At 64.1% G+C, this 273-nt stretch carries 1 protein-coding gene; it reads left to right on the plus strand.

Features of this window, described 5'->3' with window-relative positions:
* Positions 1 to 273, plus strand: a 273-nt coding sequence (locus GN208_RS17965; RefSeq protein WP_243828528.1) for a hypothetical protein, incomplete at both ends; no start/stop codon positions are given.

The raw sequence follows: 273 nt of genomic DNA on the forward strand, positions 1-273 counted from the left end.
GAGCTGCATGACTTTGCCCGCGGGGTCGTGCAAGAAGCCGCCCACCAGCGCCAGCGTTGGGGAACTGCCAAGGACGCCGACAAGTCGCCAGCGGACTGGGTCTTTCTCGTTGGCCACCTCGAAACCCGCTCCATGATGTACCTGCAGGCCGGCAACGTTGACAAGGCGCTGCATCACACGATCACGACCGCTGCGGCACTCGCCAACTGGCACACGAACATTTCCGGAGCGGATAGCAGCATGTGGCCCAGCCTTCCCGGCCAGCCACATGCC

Source organism: Morganella sp. HSTU-ASny43 (assembly GCF_022819185.1).
Taxonomy (GTDB): domain Bacteria; phylum Pseudomonadota; class Gammaproteobacteria; order Enterobacterales; family Enterobacteriaceae; genus Morganella; species Morganella morganii.